The sequence below is a fragment of the Geobacter sulfurreducens PCA genome (genome assembly GCF_000007985.2).
Classification (GTDB): Bacteria; Desulfobacterota; Desulfuromonadia; order Geobacterales; family Geobacteraceae; genus Geobacter; species Geobacter sulfurreducens.
In genome coordinates this window covers 19,298-32,085 of record NC_002939.5, presented here as the reverse complement: position 1 = coordinate 32,085, position 12,788 = coordinate 19,298, and the positions used below count along the sequence as shown (strand labels likewise).

Annotated in this window: 10 protein-coding genes; 7 read left to right on the top strand and 3 right to left on the bottom strand. The window is 62.4% G+C overall.

The window, feature by feature from the left end; all coding sequences use genetic code 11:
• The first annotated feature begins 14 nt into the window (after positions 1-14).
• On the top strand, positions 15-554 hold the full coding sequence (locus GS_RS00105; RefSeq protein WP_010940698.1) for a gamma carbonic anhydrase family protein: 540 nt from the start codon (positions 15-17) through the stop codon (positions 552-554).
• A gap of 68 nt (positions 555-622) precedes the next feature.
• Here the strand turns inward: GS_RS00105 and GS_RS00100 are convergent, their stop codons facing one another.
• Positions 623-1,453 carry a pentapeptide repeat-containing protein gene (locus GS_RS00100; protein WP_235044934.1) on the bottom strand — a complete coding sequence of 277 codons (831 nt, stop codon included), beginning with the start codon at positions 1,451-1,453 and terminating at the stop codon, positions 623-625.
• A gap of 293 nt (positions 1,454-1,746) precedes the next feature.
• On the opposite strand from GS_RS00100, the gene GS_RS00095 reads away from it, so the two are divergent.
• The 4 genes from GS_RS00095 to GS_RS00080 all read left to right on the top strand — a co-directional run bounded on the left by GS_RS00095 (position 1,747) and on the right by GS_RS00080 (position 8,776).
• A complete protein-coding gene (locus GS_RS00095; protein ID WP_010940696.1) occupies positions 1,747-3,183 on the top strand; it encodes a PLP-dependent aminotransferase family protein in 1,437 nt (478 codons plus the stop codon).
• A gap of 74 nt (positions 3,184-3,257) precedes the next feature.
• Positions 3,258-6,731, top strand: a complete 3,474-nt coding sequence (mfd, locus tag GS_RS00090) for a transcription-repair coupling factor (protein ID WP_010940695.1) — start codon at positions 3,258-3,260, stop codon at positions 6,729-6,731.
• A gap of 60 nt (positions 6,732-6,791) precedes the next feature.
• Positions 6,792-7,733 carry a peptidylprolyl isomerase gene (locus GS_RS00085; protein WP_010940694.1) on the top strand — a complete coding sequence of 314 codons (942 nt, stop codon included), beginning with the start codon at positions 6,792-6,794 and terminating at the stop codon, positions 7,731-7,733.
• A 77-nt stretch (positions 7,734-7,810) separates the two neighbouring features.
• A complete protein-coding gene (locus tag GS_RS00080) occupies positions 7,811-8,776 on the top strand; it encodes a peptidylprolyl isomerase (RefSeq protein WP_010940693.1) in 966 nt (321 codons plus the stop codon).
• Between the two features lie 104 nt (positions 8,777-8,880).
• Here the strand turns inward: GS_RS00080 and GS_RS00075 are convergent, their stop codons facing one another.
• A complete protein-coding gene (locus tag GS_RS00075) occupies positions 8,881-9,765 on the bottom strand; it encodes a DnaJ C-terminal domain-containing protein (protein WP_010940692.1) in 885 nt (294 codons plus the stop codon).
• Between the two features lie 146 nt (positions 9,766-9,911).
• On the opposite strand from GS_RS00075, the gene GS_RS00070 reads away from it, so the two are divergent.
• Both GS_RS00070 and hemG read left to right on the top strand, forming a co-directional pair.
• Positions 9,912-10,340 carry a MarR family winged helix-turn-helix transcriptional regulator gene (locus tag GS_RS00070; RefSeq protein WP_010940691.1) on the top strand — a complete coding sequence of 143 codons (429 nt, stop codon included), beginning with the start codon at positions 9,912-9,914 and terminating at the stop codon, positions 10,338-10,340.
• A 41-nt stretch (positions 10,341-10,381) separates the two neighbouring features.
• Positions 10,382-11,791, top strand: a complete 1,410-nt coding sequence (gene hemG, locus GS_RS00065; RefSeq protein WP_010940690.1) for a protoporphyrinogen oxidase — start codon at positions 10,382-10,384, stop codon at positions 11,789-11,791.
• 63 nt (positions 11,792-11,854) lie between these two features.
• On the opposite strand, the gene GS_RS00060 is transcribed toward hemG, so the two are convergent.
• Positions 11,855-12,781, bottom strand: a complete 927-nt coding sequence (locus GS_RS00060; RefSeq protein WP_010940689.1) for a daunorubicin resistance protein DrrA family ABC transporter ATP-binding protein — start codon at positions 12,779-12,781, stop codon at positions 11,855-11,857.
• Positions 12,782-12,788: the final 7 nt, after the last annotated feature.

Sequence of the window (12,788 nt, the reverse complement as noted above, 5' to 3'; positions counted from 1 at the left end):
GCCAGAGGTATCCCATGATTCGCCCCTTCAAGGGAATGAGCCCGCAAATCGATCCGTCCGCGTTCATTGCCGACACCGCCGTTGTCATCGGCGACGTGACCATCGGCCCCGAAAGCAGTATCTGGTACAACGTGGTTGCCCGAGGCGATGTCAATTTCATCCGCATCGGCGCCCGGAGCAACATCCAGGATCTCTCCATGCTCCATGTGACCCATAAAAAGCACGCCGACGACCCGGGAGCCCCCCTTGTCATCGGCGATGACGTGACCGTCGGCCACAGCGTGACCCTCCACGGCTGCACCATCGGCAATGGTGCCTTCATCGGCATGCAGGCAATGGTCATGGACAAGGCGGTGGTGGGCGAAGGAGCACTCGTAGGCGCACGGGCACTGGTGACCGAGGGAACCGTCATCCCGCCCCATACCCTCTGGGTTGGGGCACCGGCAAAGTACAAGCGCGACCTGACCCCCGACGAAATTGCCTGGCTGAAGCGCTCGGCAGGCAACTACGTGCGCTACTCACGGGAATATCTTGAGGAAGACGCGGACCGCTGAAACTAAACGGAGCCGGCCCTTTGGGGACCAGCTCCGTTTAGTTTTCCGACATGGTCAGCGGGGCGATCTCAGAAATTCAGAAGCAGAATACGTCCCTTTTCGCCGCCCGACGGCAGTGCCTTCTCTCCTCCCACAACAGGGACGATGTCATTACGCGTCGCATTCTGTGCCTGTGCAACCGCTGCACCCTGACTTCTGTCGTCGAAGGTCGCCTGGGCAAAATGGCCGCCAACGGTAGTGACGCCCGCCAGACTGGCTCCCCTCAGATTAGCGCACACGGCGTACACGCCCGAAAGGTTGGCCCCCTGAAGATCGGCCCCTTCCAGGTCAGCCTTGAACAGCCCCGCACCGGCCAGGTTGGCTCCCCGGAGACTGGCTCCACGCAGGTTCACCATTTCCAGCGACGTGCCCCGCAGATTCGCGCCGTCGAGATTAGCCCCCGCCAGATTCGCGCCGAAGAGGTCGGCGCCGGCCAGGGTTACCCCTCGCAGATCGAAGCCGGCCAATACGGCTCCGCGCAGTACGGCTCCCGCCAGATTGCGGGAGGTGCGCAGGATCTCGTGAACCTGCTCAGGGGAGGGACGCCATCCGTCCCGGCCGGGCGAAGGCGTTACGGCGCGGCGCGGAGCAGGAGTCGCTGCCATCACCACAGGCTGCTGAACAGCGGCCGGTTTTTCAGCCGCGGCAACCTCAACCTTGGACTTGCGAGACTCTTTACGTGACTCCTTGCGTGCAACTTTGCGGGGTCCACCCGTGATGAGACGGACGTACTCCTCGTAGTCGAGGGGCCTTTTTTTCCCCCCGTTCCCGGATGCGGATGCCACTGATTCAACGGCGGGGCCGCAGATGAGCGCCACCGCCATGAGCGACAGGAATGGCCTGAGCAGATACCTCAGCATAGTCGGATACGCTTCCTTCTCATGGGTTTGAAGCGAGGAGCGGAGCATTATACCACTTTCCCCATTTTCACTTATCGGATCATTCTTCGATCCCTTTAACTATTTTTTACCGCCGCTGAAGGGAAGAACAAGAAGCATCTGTACACATACAATGATGGCATTTCACCAACTGTTATGGTTTAATTCAAGGACGACTGTATCTACCCAGCATATGGAGTTGCGACGTATACTTTTCCTCACCGAGTGTACCGGTCGAAAACGTTCTCGGGGAGACTAGGACCATGACACTAGCGATGAACACGGTGAAAAGCGGAGGCAAAATCCCTCTCTACGAATCGGTGGCCGGCCGCGTGGCCCAACTCATCGGCGAGGGAACATTCCGGGCAGGGGACCGGATTCCGTCGGTCAGGGCACTGGGGCGGCAATTCCAGGTGAGCCTCACCACGGTGATGGAGGCCTACACCCTCCTCGAGGATCGAGGACTCATCGAGGCGCGCCCCCAATCAGGGTACTACGTGAGAGCCCGCTTCCCCGGCTCGACAGCCGAGCCGGAAATGACGGCGCCGCCCCTGAAACCTACAACCGTCGGCACGGCGGAACTCTCCATGATGGTAATGCGGGATACCCGCAACCCGGACCTCGTCCCGCTGGGCGCCGCCATTCCCAATCCCGAGCTGCTGCCGGTGGACCGGTTGAACCGGATGCTCGCCACCGAGAGCCGGAAACATGCCGTGGCCAGCGTCTCCTACGATATGCCACCCGGCTGCGAGCGGCTGCGGGTCCAGATCGCCCGGCGGATGCTGGCCGTGGGGTGCGCCTTGGCGCCGGACCAGATCGTGACCACCTCCGGCTGTATCGAGGCGGTAGTCCTGTCGCTGCGGGCCATCTGCCGTCCCGGGGATACGGTGGCAGTGGAATCGCCGGTGTACTACAACTTCCTGCAGGCGATCGACCTGATGGGGCTCAAGGCCCTGGAGATCCCCACCCATCCGCGCACGGGGATCAGCCTCGACGCCCTGCGCTACGCCCTTGATCACACCCCGATCCGGGCCTGCCTGGTGGTCGCCAACTTCAACAATCCCCTGGGAAGCCTCATGCCCGACGACCACAAGCGCGAACTGGTGGCAATGCTGGCGGCCCGCCGGATTCCCCTCATCGAGGACGATATCTACGGCGATCTGAGTTTCTCCCCGGAACGCCCCCGGGCGGCCAAGGCCTTCGACGAGGCAGGGCTCGTCCTGTACTGCACATCGGTCACCAAAACCGTTGCACCGGGCTACCGGGTCGGCTGGGTGGCTCCGGGGATCTTCCAAAAGGAGATCGAGCGGCTCAAAGCGGTGACCACCATCGCCTGCTCTACGCCCACGGAGCTTGCCGTGGCGGAGTTTCTTGCCAACGGCGGGTATGACCACCACCTGCGGCGCATCCGCAGGATCTACGCCCGCCAGATGTCCCTCATGGCCGAGGCGGTGGGGCAGGCATTCCCGGTCGGTACCCGTGTCACCCGACCCGAAGGGGGGTTTGTCCTCTGGGTCGAATGCCCCGAGCGGGTGGACTCCCTGGTTCTCTACGAGCAGGCGCTCACCAGGGGGATCACCATTGCGCCGGGTCCAATTTTTTCGGCCACCGGCAAGTACCGCAACTGCATCCGCCTGAACGCCGCATGGTGGGACGATCGGGTGGAACGGGCCATCCATACCCTTGGAGAACTGGCCGCCGCCATGATGTGATTGGCGAGCCCGGCGCCTATCTGCTATCCTGTTCCGGCGATCATGGCCACCCGGCAATCCGACAGAACCAAGCAATGACACAGACCGATACCGATCTCTTCAAACGCCTCACCGACCGCCTCACCCCCCCTGCCGCCCGGCTCACCCTTGCCGGGCTCAGGGGGTCGTCGCCAGCCTATCTGCTGGCCCGGCTCATCGGGGAGGCGGGAGCTCCATTCCTCGTGGTCGTCCCCGACGCCGAAGCCGCCGCCGAGCTCACCACGGAACTCCGGTTCTTCACGGGAAGACCCGGCGACATCCTCCTGTTTCCCGCCTGGGACACCTCGCCCTTTGAAAAGGCATCGCCCCATGCCGACGTGACGGCCCAGCGGCTGGCAGTCCTGCGCCGGCTGGCGGACCGCAGGGCGGCTGCCGTGGTAACCACGCCGGAGGCTCTGCGCCAACGGGTAGTGCCGCGCTCCCTTCTGGACAGTGCCTCACTCTACTTTCTGCCCGGCGAAGAGAGCGACCGGGACGATCTCCTGTCACGGCTGGTGACCCTCGGCTACCTCAACGTGCCGCTGGTGGAGGACCGGGGAACCTTTGCCGTGCGGGGCGGCATCGTCGACATCTTCCCGCCGGGTTTCGATCTGCCGGTGCGGATCGAATTCTTCGGCGACTTCGTCGATACCATCCGGAGCTTCGAACCGCTCTCCCAGCGCTCCCTCCAGCCCCTGGAAGAGTTACTGCTGCTCCCGTCGCGGGAGTTGCTCCTGACTGCCGATACCCTGCAGGGGGCGGCGTCCCGCATCAAGACGCGCTGCGACGATCTGGAGATATCCCCCTTGGTCCGCCGCGAGCTGCTGGAACAGCTCCAGAACGGCCTCTACCCGGCAGGAGTCGAATGGCTCCTTCCCCTCTTTCACCAGAATCTGGAGACCCTGCTTGACTACGCCGGCGACGCCGTGCGGGTCCTGGTCGATCCGGCAGCCCAGGAAGAGGAGGGAGAACGACTCTCGCGGGAACTGGAGGAGGCTTCCGACCGCGCCCGGGAGCGGGGCGAGCTCTTTCCCGCGCCGGAAAGCCTCTTCCTCGCCCCGGCGGATACTGCGGCCGCCCTGGCTGCGGGGAGACTGGTGACCATCCCCTTCCTGCACCTGAACGAGGGTGATTCCCCGGAGACCATCGACATTGCCACCGAGACGAACGCCGACCTCAAGGTGGACATCTCGCCCGACAGCGAGGGGGTCCTGCGGCCGCTGGCCGCTCGCCTGACCGGCTGGATCGAGGAGCGGCAACGGGTGATCATAGCCTGCCACCAGCGCGGTCAGGCCCAGCGGCTGTATGAGTTACTGGCCCATTACCCGGTCCCCCTTACCGTCTCGGACCGCCCCTTCCCGGCGGAACGGGAGCGGGACGACGGCAGGGTGGACATCGTAATCGGCGAAATCTCTCGCGGGTTCAGGTTGCCGGAAGGACGGCTCGTGGTCATCGCCGAAGAGGAAATCTTCGGCAAGCGGCAAAAACGGCGCGGCATCACCGAGTTGCGCAAAAAGCAGATCATGACCTCCCTGGCGGAGCTGAAGCCGGGCGATCACATGGTTCACCTGGACCACGGGGTCGGCATTTACCGTGGACTCCAGCACCTTTCGCTCAGCGGCTGTGCCGGCGACTTCCTGCTGCTGGAGTATGCGGGGGGGGACAAGCTCTACCTGCCGGTGGACCGGCTCAGCCTGGTGCAGCGCTACGTGGGCTCCGAGGGGATCGAACCGCGGGTCGACCGGCTCGGCGGCACCTCATGGGAGAAGGCCAAGGGCAAGGCCCGCGCGGCAGTCCAGGAGATGGCCGAAGAACTCTTGCGGATCTACGCGGCCCGCCAACTTCACGAGGGGCACCGGTTTTCCCCCCCCGACGATCTCTACCGGGAGTTCGAGGCCTCCTTCGCCTACGAGGAGACCTCCGACCAGCTGGCTGCCATCGAAGACGTCATCGCCGACATGACCAGCAACCGGCCCATGGACCGGCTGGTCTGCGGCGACGTGGGCTACGGCAAGACCGAAGTGGCCATGCGGGGAGCTTTCAAGGCGGTCATGGACGGCAAGCAGGTGGCGGTCCTGGTGCCGACCACAGTCCTGGCCCAGCAGCATTTGGAGACCTTCAGGGCGCGGCTTGGGGCCTACCCGGTCACCATTGAAATGGTTTCCCGCTTCAGGACTCCCAAGGAACAGAAGGACATCCTGGAGCGGGTGAAAAAGGGGACCGTCGATGTCATCATCGGCACCCACCGACTCCTTCAAAACGATGTGACGTTCAAGGACCTGGGGCTTCTCATCGTGGACGAGGAGCAGCGCTTCGGGGTAACCCACAAGGAAAAGCTGAAAAAGTACAAGGCAGCGGTGGACATCCTGACCCTCACCGCCACCCCCATTCCCCGCACTCTCTACATGTCGCTCATGGGTATCCGCGACCTCTCCATCATCGACACCCCGCCCGTGGATCGGCTGGCAGTTAAGACCTTCGTGGCCCGTACCTCCGACGAGCTCATCCGCGAAGCGGTTCTGCGGGAGCTCCGAAGGGGAGGGCAGGTGTTCTTCGTCCACAATCGGGTCCAGTCCATCGGAGCCTGGTACGAACACCTGCGCCGCATCGTGCCCGAGGCAAAGATCGCCGTGGGGCACGGCCAGATGGACGAAGGCGAGCTGGAGAAGGTGATGCTTGGCTTCATGCACGGGGAAACGAACCTTCTGCTCTGCACCACGATCATCGAGTCAGGCCTGGACATCCCCAGTGCCAACACCCTCATCGTGGACCGGGCTGACACCTTCGGACTGGCCCAGCTTTACCAGTTGCGGGGAAGGGTAGGGCGCTCCCGGCAGCGGGCCTACGCCTATCTCCTCATACCCGGCGAAGGCGCCATCTCGTCCGATGCCCGGGAGCGGCTGCGGATCATCCAAGAACTGAACGAGCTGGGGGCCGGCTTCCGCCTGGCCACCCACGACCTGGAGATCAGGGGCGCCGGCGATCTCCTGGGGGCCAAGCAGTCGGGCAACATTGCCGCCGTCGGCTTCGACCTCTACACAGAACTCCTAGAAGAGGCGGTCCAGAAACTCAAGGGCGAGGAGCCGGTAGAGCGGGTGGAGCCGGAGATCAACCTGCGGGTGCCGGCCTTCATCCCCGAGGACTATGTGCGCGAACCGAATCAGCGCCTCGTCATCTACAAGAAGCTGACCCAGGCCACGGCCGAAGAGGAGGTGGGCGAGGTCATGGAAGAACTGGTGGACCGGTTCGGCACGCTGCCGCTGGCGGCCTCCTACCTGCTGGACGTGATGAAGCTGCGGATCATGCTCAAGCACTTCCTGGTCCGGATGGCGGAGTTTGACGGCAAACGGCTCTGTCTCTCATTTCACGAGAAAACTCCGGTTTCGCCCGACACCATTATCGGTCTCATTAAAGCAAACCCAAAACGGTACCAGTTCACCCCGGACTTCCGTCTCGTGGCGGAACTGGCCGACACCAGCTTCGAGGGGGTCCTGGCCGAAGCCAGAAATCTCTTGAAAAGGCTGGGGTGATATGCTAGCTTCCGTAAGATTGTTCGGTATTTAAATCATTTAGCTAAAAGGAGTTCGTCCGTGAAGAGACACACTATCGTCACCATCCTTTCGGTCTCCCTCTGTCTGGCTGCCCTCGGCGGCTGCAAGGGCAAGACCGAGTCCGGCACGACGGCAGCTCCGGCCAAAAAAGCAGGCCAGGTACTCGTGGAAGTCAACGGTGACGCCATCACCGTGGAAAATTTCAACAAGGAGCTTGAGGGACTGCCTCCTTACCTGAAGCCCATGGCGGATACGCCGGAAGGGAAAAAGGAGCTGCTGGACACCATGGTGGTGCGCGAACTCCTCTACCAGCAGGCTAAGAAGGACGGGGTCGACAAGAGCGCCGAGATTGCCGACCGGGTGGAAGAGCTCAAGAAGCGCGTCGTGGTTGAGGCTTATCTCAAGAAGAAGGTCGAGGAGCAGGTCCAGGTATCCGACGAGGAACTCAAGAAGTTCTACGATCAGAATAAGGACAAATTCAAGTCCGGCGCCCAGATCAAGGCCAGCCACATTCTCGTGCGGGATGAGAAGCTCGCTCAGGAGATCGTGAAGGAGCTCAAGGGCGGTGCCAATTTCGAGGAGTTGGCCAAGAAGCACTCCATCGACTCCGCCGCCGCCAAGGGTGGCGATCTGGGCTGGTTCAGCAAGGGGAACATGGTCCCCGAATTCGAGAAAGTCGCCTTCGGCCTCAAGGAAGGGGAGACCTCCGGCATCGTCAGGACCCAGTTCGGCTACCACATCATCAAGGTGACCGGCAAGCGTCCCGCCGGCGAGCGCACCTTTGAAGAAGTGAAGGACCAGATCAAGGCAGCAGTCCTGCCGGGCAAGCAGCAGGAAGTCTTCCAGAAGCTCAAGGAAGACATCAAGAAGGGCGCGACGATCTCCATCAAGGAAGACGTGCTCAAGGGGCTCGGCGGCCAGAGCGCAGCGGCCGAGCATCCTGCTCCCGCGCAGCCTGCCGCGACACCCGCCGCCAAGTAGTGACGTAATTACCTTCAAGAGGGGGCGGGACCGCACCAGGGGTCGCCCCCTCCTCTTTCGTGCTCAGACAACGGACCATGATCAAACGCCTCATACCTTTATCTCTTGCCGTCGTCCTCACTCTCCCGTCCCTCTCGTCCGCCGAGGTGGTAAGCCGAATCCTCGCCGTTGTTAACGATGAGATCGTCACCTCCTACGCCGTGGACAAGGAGAAGCGGGCTCTTCTCAAGGAGGCCGAGCGCCAGCAGCCGCCTCCCGACCCCAAGTCCCTTGCCAATCTGGACGAGGTCGCCCTCAACCGCCTCATCGACAAAAAGCTCGTGGAACAGAAGATCCGCGAACTCGACATCCGGGTGGGTGAGGAGGAAGTACGTCAAGCAATTGAAGACGTGAAACGGCAGAACAAGCTCTCCCAGGAGGCTCTCGTGGCGGCGTTGGCCAACCAGGGGCTTTCCTTCGACCAGTACAAGGCCCAGATAAAGGAACAGCTGGAGCGGCTGCGGCTCGTGAGCCAGGAGGTGCGTTCCAAGATCCAGGTGGGTGAACGGGAGATGCGGGAGTATTACGAGGCGAACAAGGCAAAGTTCGGGGCCGAGGATATCTTCAGGGCACGGAACATCTATTTCAAGCTCGACGACAAGATGTCCGCCGAGCAGGTGAAAAAGGTGATGACCACGGCCATGACCGTCCTGCATGAGGCCCAGTCAGGCAAGGACTTTGCCGAGTTGGCGCGCCAGTATTCCGACGATCCGGCGGCCAAGGGCAACGGCGGCGATCTGGGGACCTTCCGCAAGGGGGACATCCTGCCGGAATTCGAGGAGCAGTTGACGCGGATGCAGCCGGGCGAGGTGAGCGACCTCATCTACACCGCCACAGGGCTCCACATCGTCAAGCTGGAAGAGCGCTCCCTCGGCACCCCCAAGCCGTTCGAGCAGGTCAAGGCCGAGGTGGAAGATCTGGTTTACCGCAAAAAATCAGAAGACCGCTTCAACCAATGGGTGGCTGACCTGCGCAAGGGAGCGGCCATCGAACTGCGGCAGTAGCCGCCCAACCGAGCAGAGCGTAAAACCCCCCCGGGGCCGCGGCTCCGGGGGGGTTTTATGCCATATCCATCTCCCTGGCGTCGTGATTCAGATGGCACCCCTCGTTACAGCCCCGCCTCACGCAGCTTTTCCAGAATAGCCTTTTGGTCGGCGGAAAGCGACCGGGGAACCGATACATTGATGTGAACGTAGAGATCTCCCTTGGCTGTTTTCCCCATATGGGGGAAACCAAGGCCCTTCAGGCGAATCTTGGTGCCGGACTGGATACCGGCGGGAACCTTGACGCGCTTGGTCCCTTCCAGGGTCGGCACATCAAGGCTCGCGCCGAGTGCCGCGTCGGTGAATTTGATCTCCCGTTCCACCACGATGTCATCTCCTTCGCGGTGGAACTGTGGATCGCCTCCCACCTTCACAACCAGGTAGAGGTCCCCCGTGCCGCCGCTGCCGACCCCTCCCTTGCCCGCAACCCGCAGGCGCGCCCCGGTTTCAACGCCGGCCGGGACCTTGACGGAGATCTCCTCCCGCATGCCGTCCCGCCGGTACGCAACCCGCTTTTCGCAGCCCGCGTAGGCCTCCCGGAAGGTGACGGGAAGCTCCATGGTAAAATCCCCACCCCGCTGCCGTGTCCCTGTGAAGCTGAAGCCTCCCTGACGGAATCCTCCTCCGAATATGCGGGAAAAGATGTCGTCGGTGCCGACCCCCATATCCTTGAACATGTCCCCCACGTCGAACCCCCGGAAAATGTCTTCCTGGGAGAAGCGCTGGTGGAATCCGTTGGAACCGAACTGATCGTACTGGGCCCGCTTCTGGGGATCGGAGAGGACAGCATAGGCCTCGTTGATCTCCTTGAATTTTTCCTCAGCCGCGGCGTCGCCGGGATTTTTGTCCGGGTGATACGTGATGGCCAGTTTGCGGTAGGCCTTCTTGATCTCCTCTTCGGTTGCCCCCTTTTTCAGGCCGAGGGTTTCGTAATAGTCGTGCTGCGCCATGACATAGATCCTTTCACGATGAATGTGGCCCTCAGAATGTAATGGTACTTTGCCCCCCTGTCAATGAACAGGGGTTGACAGGATCAGTTCATCAGTCTAATATTTAGGTATCCGAACATTTCGTATACCGTAACAGGGATGATCGTATGGAACAGATTGAACGGATAGCGCAGTTGTACCCCGTGATCATGCGCGTGATGGGGCGGATCAGAAGCCTCGTCCATGACGGCATGGACCTGACTTACAACCAGTATAAGATGCTCCTCACCATTTACGACAAGGGGAGCTGCCCGCTCAACCTGCTGGCCCGTGAACTTGGAATCGCCATGAGCTCAGCCAGTGAAATGGTGGAACGCCTCGTTAACCTGGGTATCGTGTATCGGGCCGTGGATGAGGACAACCGCCGCCAAGTGATCATCTACACCACCGACCGGGGCGAAGAGCTCATCCGCGAACTAAGGCACGGCATCATCGAAAACTACCGGCAGCTCTTCGCCCGACTGCCTGAAGGGGACCAGGAACGCCTCGCCACCGCTTTCGAGACCATTGCGGACGTTCTCGGCAAACTCGAATAACCGTACAAAGACAGTTTATCCACAGCGGAAGGAGAGAGAACATGAAAAAGGCGATTGTGGCCGGCGGCGGCATCTCAGGGCTCGCCACCGCGTACCTGCTGAAAACCCGGGCCGCGGAGGAAGGACTTGAGCTCGACGTGACCCTGGTGGAGCGGGAGGAACGCCTGGGGGGCAAAATCTGGAGCATCAAGGAGGAGGGGTATCTCTGCGAGTGGGGCCCCAACGGTTTTCTGGACTCCAAACCCCAGACCCTCGACCTCTGCCGGGAACTGGGCGCGTCTGACCTGCTCCTGCGGAGCAACGACAACGCCCGCAAGCGGTTCATCTACACCGGCGGGGCGCTGAACCGCCTACCCGAGAACGGACCCATGTTTCTCAAAAGCGGTCTCATCTCCTGGCCGGGCAAGCTGCGGCTCGCCATGGAACCGTTCATTCCGAAAAAAGCGGGCGACGAGGACGAAACCCTGGCGGCCTTCGGCCGGCGCCGCCTGGGGGACGAAGCGCTGCGCAAGCTGATTGCGCCCATGGTGTCGGGGATTTTTGCCGGCAATCCGGAAACCATGTCCCTGCGGTCGTGCTTTCCCCGCATCGCCGAGTTGGAGGATGAATACGGCAGCTTGGTGCGGGCCATGATCCGTCTGGCGAAAAAGAAGAAGCAGGAGGTCGCTCAAGGAAAGGCGGTGGCCAGCGCCGCCGGACCGGGCGGGGTGCTCACCTCGTTCCGGGACGGCATCCAGGCCCTCACCGATATCCTGGCCGAGCGTCTCGGTCCGGACACTATCGTATCGGGCCAGGAAGTGCTGGAAGTTTCGCGGGGCGGAAGCCTCCCCTGGCGGGTGCGGACCGGAAGCATCGATATGGACGCCGATCTGGTGATCCTGGCGACCCCCGCCTATGCCACCGCCTCCATCATTCAGGGAGTGGACTCCGACATGGCCGGCATTCTCCGGCAGATCCCCTACGCCACCATGACCGTTGTCTGCTTCGGATATGACCGGGAGCGGATCGCCCACGATCTGAACGGCTTCGGCTATCTCATTCCAAAGGAGGAGGGGATGAATACCCTGGGCACGCTCTGGGATTCGAGCATCTTCGAGAACCGGGCGCCGGAAGGTCAGGTCCTCCTGCGCAGCATGATGGGGGGGGCCTGCTTCCCCGAATACGTCAACCTGACCGACGAGGAGGTCACTGGGCGGGTGAAGAACGACCTCGCCACCATCATGGGCATCACGGCGCCTCCTTCGTTCGTCCGCATCTTCCGCCATCACCAGGCCATCCCCCAGTACACCGTGGGGCACTCCACACGCGTAGCCGCTCTGGAGCAGAGAGCCGCCTCCCTGCCGGGACTTTTCCTCACCGGCAACTCTTACCGGGGTATCGGCCTCAACGACTGCGTGGCCGCCGCCAACCGCACCGCCGGCGAGGCCATCGCCCAGCTCACATCCCGCTGAACAGACAGAAAAGGGGGGCGCCATGCCCCCCTTCCATATTTCCTGCCGTTGCCCCGCCCGATCTCATTCCCGCACGTCACGACCCGTCAGTTCGATGAAAACATCCTCCAGGGTCGGCTCCCGGAGGCAGACCTTCCGGATGTCCTCAGTGCCGATGGCATCCATGAGGGGCTTGAGGAATTCCTCGCCCGCAAGCGAGAGGCGGAACAGGTCGCCCGTACGCTGGAGGGACCGGACAAAGGGGAACCCCTTCAGCATTTTCTCGTAACGGTCGGCATGGGCCCGGAACTGGAGTTCGTAGTGGTGGGCATGGGCCATCCGTTCTTTGAGCTGGGAAGCGCTCCCGTCCACCAGAAGCCGGCCGTGGTCCATGATCACGATCCGGTCGCAGAGGGCGTCGGCCTCATCCATGTAGTGGGTGGTAAGAAAAATGGTCATGGTATCCTTGAGGGATGCCACGTAGTCCCACACGGCGCGGCGTGACTGGGGGTCAAGCCCCGTGGTCGGTTCATCGAGGAAAAGGACCTTCGGCCGATGCACGAGGGCACGCGCCACCACGAGCCGACGCTGCATGCCGCCGGAAAAGGTGTCGGGAAAATCGTTGCGACGCCCGGAGAGCCCCACGAGTTCCAGGAGCTCGTCCACCCGCCGGTTGGTCTCCGCCGACGGCATACCGTGGAGCCGGGCCTGCATGACCAGGTTTTCCCGGGCGGTGAGGTAACGATCCAGGTTGTTGTCTTGGGGCACCACGCCGATAAGCCGGCGCACCTCCCGCCCCTGGCGCTGGACGTCGAAATCCTCCACCCGGGCCGTGCCGCTGTCCGGACGAAGGACCGTGGTGAGGATGCGGATGATGGTGGTCTTGCCGGCGCCGTTGGGACCCAGCAGGGCAAAGATGGTACCTCGGTCGACCTTCAGGGAAAAGCGATCCACGGCCGTGAGGGTGCCGTAGTGCTTGGTCAGCTCGTGCAGTGAGAGGGCGGCCGGCACGCGCTCG